Origin of the sequence: Acetobacter sp. (assembly GCF_047721705.1) — a bacterium.
In the GTDB taxonomy this organism is placed as follows: Bacteria; Pseudomonadota; Alphaproteobacteria; order Acetobacterales; family Acetobacteraceae; genus Acetobacter.
In genome coordinates, this window is sequence record NZ_JBDNXK010000126.1 from 1 (window position 1) to 6,474 (window position 6,474).

Sequence of the window (6,474 nt, forward strand, 5' to 3'; positions counted from 1 at the left end):
GCAGCGGTGTACGAAGCCTGACGGATCACGAAGGGATATCCCTTTTTCCTTCAGGATTGGGCTTACCATGCGTGGAACGTGGCGCATGGGGACCGTGTCCTTCCGGGAGACATTCAGGTCGCGACCGAAGTCTCCGTGACTTCGCTGGACAGTGGCTTCTTCCGTATGCGCTATGCACGCCTCACAGTGCGGGAACTGGAATACTGCTACGCGATGGCCGATCTCGGAGCGGGCCCTCACCGCTCGGGTGGAATCGCTGCAAAAATGGGGTCACGCACGCAGGCCGTAGCGCCTGTGCGGGCAACGCTGATCCGCAAGGGGATGGTGTACAGCCCGTCTCATGGCGAGACAGCGTTCACCGTTCCCCTGTTTGAAAATTACCTTCACCGCATGCGCGCCATGGGCACTGACCCGGCCGACCAACAAGACTGAGCAAAAGGACTGATCATGCCCAAACGGACAGATATTCGCTCTATCCTGATCATCGGCGCCGGTCCGATCGTTATCGGTCAGGCTTGTGAGTTCGACTATTCCGGCGCGCAAGCGTGCAAGGCGCTGCGTGAGGAAGGCTACCGCGTCATCCTGCTGAACTCGAACCCGGCGACGATCATGACCGATCCGGGTCTGGCGGACGCGACCTATATCGAGCCGATCACGCCGGAATTCGTGGAGCGGATTATTCTCAAGGAGAAGCCGGACGCGATCCTGCCGACGATGGGCGGTCAGACGGCGCTTAACGCGGCGATGGCGCTGGATGCGTCGGGCTTTCTTGTGAAGCATGGCGTGGAACTGATCGGCGCGAAGGCGGACGTGATCGACCGCGCCGAGGACCGTCAGAAGTTCCGTGAGGCGATGGACGCCATCGGCATCGAAAGCCCGAAGAGCTTCATCGCGCATACGCTGGATGAAGCGCGTGAAGCGCTGAAAAATGTCGGGCTTCCGGCCATCATCCGTCCGTCCTTCACCATGGGCGGCGCGGGCGGCGGTATCGCCTACAACAAGGAAGAGTTCGACCAGATTGTCACCGGCGGCCTCGACGCCTCTCCGACAACGGAAGTGCTGGTTGAAGAGTCCGTTCTGGGCTGGAAAGAGTTTGAGATGGAAGTGGTCCGCGACAAGGCGGACAACTGCATCATCGTCTGTTCCATCGAGAACATTGACCCGATGGGCGTGCATACCGGTGACTCAATCACTGTCGCCCCTGCCCTCACGCTGACCGACAAGGAATATCAGCGGATGCGCGATGCCTCGATCGCCTGTCTGCGGGCGATCGGCGTCGAGACGGGTGGTTCGAACGTGCAGTTTGGTGTGAACCCGAAGGATGGCCGTATGGTGGTCATCGAGATGAACCCACGCGTGTCGCGCTCCTCGGCGCTGGCCTCCAAGGCGACAGGCTTCCCGATTGCCAAGATCGCGGCGAAGCTGGCTGTGGGCTACACGCTGGACGAGCTGACCAACGACATTACGGGTTCGACACCGGCTTCCTTCGAGCCGACCATCGACTATGTCGTCGTGAAGATCCCCCGTTTCACGTTCGAGAAATTCCCCGGCACCCCTGCCCTGCTCTCCACTTCCATGAAGTCGGTTGGCGAGGCGATGGCCATCGGTCGCTCCTTCCCGGAAGCCCTCCAGAAGGGTCTGCGCTCCATGGAGACCGGCCTTGTCGGTCTGGACCCGGTCGAAGCTCCCGGCGACGGCGGTGTGGACGCATTCCGCGCCGAGCTGTCGCAGCCACGCCCTGAGCGTATCCTGATGGCGGCGCAGGCGCTCCGTGCAGGCTTCTCGGTGGATGAGATTGCGGCGGCCTGCAAGTTTGAACCGTGGTTCCTGCGTGAGCTTGAAAAGATCGTTCAGGCGGAAAAGGAAGTCCTCGACAAGGGACTGCCGGAAGATGCGCAGGGTCTGCGTCGTCTGAAGGCCATGGGCTTCTCGGACGTGCAGCTTGCCCGTCTGTCCGGCACGCAGGCCAAGGAAGTGGCCGCCCTGCGTGAGAAGGCTGGCGTGAAGCCTGTTTACAAGCGCATCGACACCTGCGCTGGCGAGTTCGCTTCCGCCACGCCGTATATGTATTCGACCTACGAGAACCGCTTCGGCCAGCCGGTCTGCGAGTCTGATCCGACTTCACGCAAGAAGGTAGTGATCCTTGGTGGTGGTCCGAACCGCATCGGTCAGGGCATCGAGTTCGATTATTGCTGCGTCCATGCCGCCTACGCCCTGCGTGAGGCTGGCCTTGAGACGATCATGGTCAACTGCAACCCGGAGACGGTTTCCACCGACTATGACACCTCCGACCGCCTGTATTTCGAGCCGCTGACGGGCGAGGATGTTGTCGCCCTGATCCGTCGTGAGCAGGAGACGGGCGAGGTTCTGGGCTGCATCGTGCAGTATGGTGGTCAGACGCCGCTGAAGCTGTCCCGTGCGCTGGAAGAAGCGGGCATTCCGCTGCTCGGCACGCCAGCCGATGCGATTGATCGCGCAGAAGACCGTGAGCGGTTTCAGGCGCTTCTCCGCAAGCTCGGCCTGCGTCAGCCTGCCAACGGCATCGCGCGGTCCCCTGCCGAAGCCGAGGATATCGCCGAGCAGATCGGTTATCCGGTCGTTGTGCGTCCGTCCTACGTTCTTGGTGGTCGGGCGATGGAGATCGTGCATGACCGCGCCAGTCTCCAGCGCTACATGAAAGTCGCGTTGCAGCTTGCCGGTGCGGAAGTGGCGAACGGTCCCGTTCTGATCGACCACTATCTGAACGACGCCATTGAAGCTGACGTGGACTGCATTGCCGACGGCAACGAGGTTTATGTTGCAGGTGTCATGGAGCACATCGAGGAAGCCGGCATCCATTCCGGTGACAGCGCCTGCGCCCTGCCCCCTTATACGCTCTCTCCGGCCATCGTAACGGAGCTGAAAGCGCAGACGGAAGCCATGGCGCGGGAGTTGGGCATCGTCGGTCTGATGAACGTGCAGTATGCGATCAAGGGTCAGGACATTTTCGTTCTGGAAGTGAACCCGCGTGCATCGCGCACCGTGCCCTTCGTGGCGAAGGCGACTGGCGTTCCGGTGGCGAAGATCGGTGCCCGCGTGATGGCTGGTGCCAAGCTGTCCGAGTTCACGCTGGATGACCGGGCCGTGGTGCCCCATGTAGCCGTCAAGGAAGCCGTCTTCCCGTTCCATCGCTTTCAGGACGTGGACACGATCCTTGGCCCGGAAATGCGCTCGACAGGCGAAGTGATGGGTCTCGACACCTCCTTCGAACGGGCCTTCGCCAAGTCGCAGCTTGCGGCGGGTGTGAAGCTGCCTCTCTCCGGCGCAGTGTTCCTGTCGGTGCGCGATGGGGACAAGGCGCATCTGCCGCGTCTGGGACGGATGCTGGCCGACATGGGCTTCACCATTCTGGCGACACGGGGCACAGCGAAATGTCTGAGTGACGCCGGGATTGAGGTGAAGGTCGTGAACAAGGTGCTGGAAGGTCGTCCACACTGCGTGGATGCGATCCGATCCGGCGAGGTGCAGATGGTCATCAACACCGTGCAGGGCGGTCAGTCCGTCAAGGACAGCTATGACATCCGTCGCTCGGCCCTGACGATGGGTGTTCCGAACTTCACGACGATGGCCGGTGCGCGGGCCGCAATCCATGCAATTGCGGCGATGCGTGAAGGCCCGCTTGAAGTTGCGCCGCTTCAGTCCTACTTTAACGGATCGTTCTGAATGGTGTCGGGGGACGCCCTTGCGGGTAGCCCCTGCGATGTTCCGGTGAATTTACCGTTCTGAAGCGATTTGATGGAAGGCTTGGGCCTTCCATTGAATTGTGAGGGAGTTTCCTCCCTTTTCGTCTGGGCTGGACAGGCAGTGACGCCGGTCTGGTCCTCTTTTCGTGTTTTGCTTTCCGAGGATTGGCACCTTGCAGAAAACCCCGATGACCGCGTCCGGCCTGCAGCGACTTGAGGATGAACTCCGTCATCTCAAGTCTTCGGAACGTCCAGCCGTTATTCGTGCGATCGCCGAAGCGCGTGAGCATGGCGATCTTTCGGAAAACGCAGAATATCATGCTGCCCGCGAGCGTCAGTCCTTCATCGAAGGCCGCGTACTGGAACTTGAAGAAATCATCTCCACCGCCGAAGTCATCGATCCTTCGAAACTGTCGGGCGATCAGGTAAAATTTGGCGCCCGCGTCACGCTGATTGACGAAGAGACGGAGAAGGAAGTCAGCTACCAGATCGTCGGTGTCTATGAAGCCGACATCAAGCAGGGTCTGCTCTCCATTTCCTCCCCGCTTGCCAAGTCGCTGATCGGCAAATCACTGGGTGATACGGTTTCCGTACCCGCTCCCGGCGGTGACCGGAGCTATGAAATCACCTCCGTCGTTTACGCCTGAAGAAAGCTGCCAGCGTGATCACGTTCGAGGATATCACCGCCGCCGCGCAGCGGATTGCGGGGCGTGTGCTGCGTACGCCCACCGTCCCTTCCCACTCCCTGTCGAAATCGGTTGGGGCGGAGATCACGCTCAAGCTTGAGAACCTTCAGGCTGTCGGGTCCTTCAAGGAACGTGGTGCGGCGAACAAACTGGCACTGCTGACCCCAGAAGAACGCGCGCGCGGCGTGATCGCCGTTTCGGCCGGTAATCACGCGCAGGGCGTGGCACGCCACGCCAGCCTGCTTGGGATTGACGCAGTGATCGTCATGCCGCGCTTCACGCCTGCGTCCAAAGTGACGCGGACGGAAGGCTGGGGTGCGCGGGTTGTGCTTGAGGGCAACAACTTTGCCGAGGCATCCCTGTTCGCAAAGGATCTGCAAGAGCGCGAAGGCCGGGTTTTCATTCATCCCTATGACGATGATGCGGTCATGGCCGGTCAGGGCACCTGTGCACTGGAACTGCTGGAAGATGCCGGTCCGCTGGATGCACTGGTTGTGCCAATTGGTGGCGGTGGTCTTCTGTCGGGTATGGCTGTTGCCGCCAAGGCCATGCGTCCTGATCTCGAACTGATCGGTGTGCAGGTGGAAAGCTATTCTTCCCTTTCCGCTTTTCCCGGCGCTGAAGTGACACCGTGTGGTGGCGCAACAATCGCCGAAGGTATTGCGGTGATGAAGATCGGGCGCCGGACGCATGAGGTGATCCAGCGGCTCGTCTCGAAGGTTGTGGTCGTGTCAGAGCGTGACGTGGAAAACGCGATCACGCTAATGGCCGAGGGCGCCAAGCAGGTGACCGAAGGCGCAGGCGCCACGGGTCTGGCAGCGGTGATGAGTCATCCTTCCCTGTTCGCAGGCAAACGCGTGGCGTTGCCGGTGAGTGGTGGCAACATCGACACGCGCATTCTGGCCAACACGCTGCTGCGGGCGATGCTACGTGATGGGCGTCTGCTGCGACTGATCATGGAGATTCCAGATCGTCCGGGCGTTTTGGCCGATATTTCGAAGACGATTGGTGAAGCGGGCGGCAACATCATCGAAGTGTCTCATCAGCGTCTGTTTGCTGCACCATCCGTTCAGGCGGCGGAACTTGAAGTGATGATCGAGGCGCGCGACCCGCAGCATGCCGAACAAATCACCGAGGCACTGCGGGGGCATTATGTGGTGCGGCGGGTCTGACAGCACATTTAAATACAGAAGAGGGAAGAACTTTTTCTTCTGTATTTCGATCCTCGATCAATCTGCAAGAACGACACAGTTCCTGCCGTTTCTTTTCCCTTTATAAAGGGCCCTGTCTGCTCGTCCAATAAGCCGTGTTGCTGTATCACCGGGCAGAAAAACTGCAAGCCCGATACAGCAAGTAACCGTTATACTTGATGCTCCGAATGGAATTGGCTCACAGAGAAAAGCATGTATTTTCTTAACATGCTCCACGAGAGCTTCCTTATTTGGTACAGCGATGAAAAATACGATGAGTTCTTCACCACCATAACGCCCGCAGGACGCAGAAGAACCTGAAGCCTGTCTCAAACGGTGGCCATATTGCTCCAGAACGTAATCACCACCCTGATGCCCCATTGTATCATTAATCGATTTGAAATGATCTATATCAATCAAAGCGACAGCAACTGAGTCACTGGGGGAAAGTGCGGACACAACGTCCCCCATTTCATCAAATATTGCACGGCGATTCAAGAGTCCCGTTAATACGTCTACCTTTGATTGATGCAGAAGTTGCGCCTGCATTTCTTCCATGACTCGCGTGCGGCCACGAACCGCAAATTCAATTTTTCTGTCTCTCGCATTTTTTATCTTCTTGTAGGCAATACCAAAAACAACAAAAAGAGGAATTAGCGTCACAGAACACCAGAATATTATACTTGATAGAGAAAGTCCGGTCCCCTGCGCATGAGCCAAAATTATATCAGCACTTGCATAACGATGATTGAGTGTATCTACCGCCTGAACCTGAAAGCTAATATTCTTCAGATCAACATTTTTATAAACAAATGATGAGTTTTTTCCCTGCCTGACAACAGAATCCACATCGAATAATTGAAATTTGTAATATAT

General features: G+C 58.3%; 5 protein-coding genes. 4 read left to right on the forward strand and 1 reads right to left on the reverse strand.

The annotated features are described in order from the left end of the window. Positions 1–78 precede the first annotated feature (78 nt). The 4 genes from ABF824_RS14975 to ABF824_RS14990 all read left to right on the forward strand — a co-directional run bounded on the left by ABF824_RS14975 (position 79) and on the right by ABF824_RS14990 (position 5,580). Complete coding sequence (locus tag ABF824_RS14975) at positions 79–432, forward strand: hypothetical protein (RefSeq protein ID WP_415489790.1); 354 nt, start codon at positions 79–81, stop codon at positions 430–432. A 15-nt stretch (positions 433–447) separates the two neighbouring features. Beyond that, the gene (gene carB / locus ABF824_RS14980) at positions 448–3,702 is read left to right on the forward strand and encodes a carbamoyl-phosphate synthase large subunit (RefSeq protein ID WP_415489791.1); all 3,255 of its coding nucleotides are present in this window, start codon (positions 448–450) and stop codon (positions 3,700–3,702) included. A 193-nt stretch (positions 3,703–3,895) separates the two neighbouring features. Next, positions 3,896–4,369 (forward strand): transcription elongation factor GreA, encoded by a 474-nt coding sequence (gene greA / locus ABF824_RS14985; protein ID WP_415489792.1) that lies wholly within the window; start codon positions 3,896–3,898, stop codon positions 4,367–4,369. Between the two features lie 14 nt (positions 4,370–4,383). Further along, on the forward strand, positions 4,384–5,580 hold the full coding sequence (locus ABF824_RS14990) for a threonine ammonia-lyase (RefSeq protein WP_415489793.1): 1,197 nt from the start codon (positions 4,384–4,386) through the stop codon (positions 5,578–5,580). Positions 5,581–5,637: 57 nt separating this feature from the next. Here the strand turns inward: ABF824_RS14990 and ABF824_RS14995 are convergent. Then, positions 5,638–6,474 (reverse strand): GGDEF domain-containing protein (locus ABF824_RS14995; protein ID WP_415489794.1); only part of this gene is annotated, 837 nt, incomplete at its 5' end.

What these genes read in the sequence shown, in the direction of transcription:
- carB (WP_415489791.1), top strand. Translation starts at nt 448, where the DNA reads ATGCCCAAACGGACAGATATTCGCTCTATCCTGATCATCGGCGCCGGT.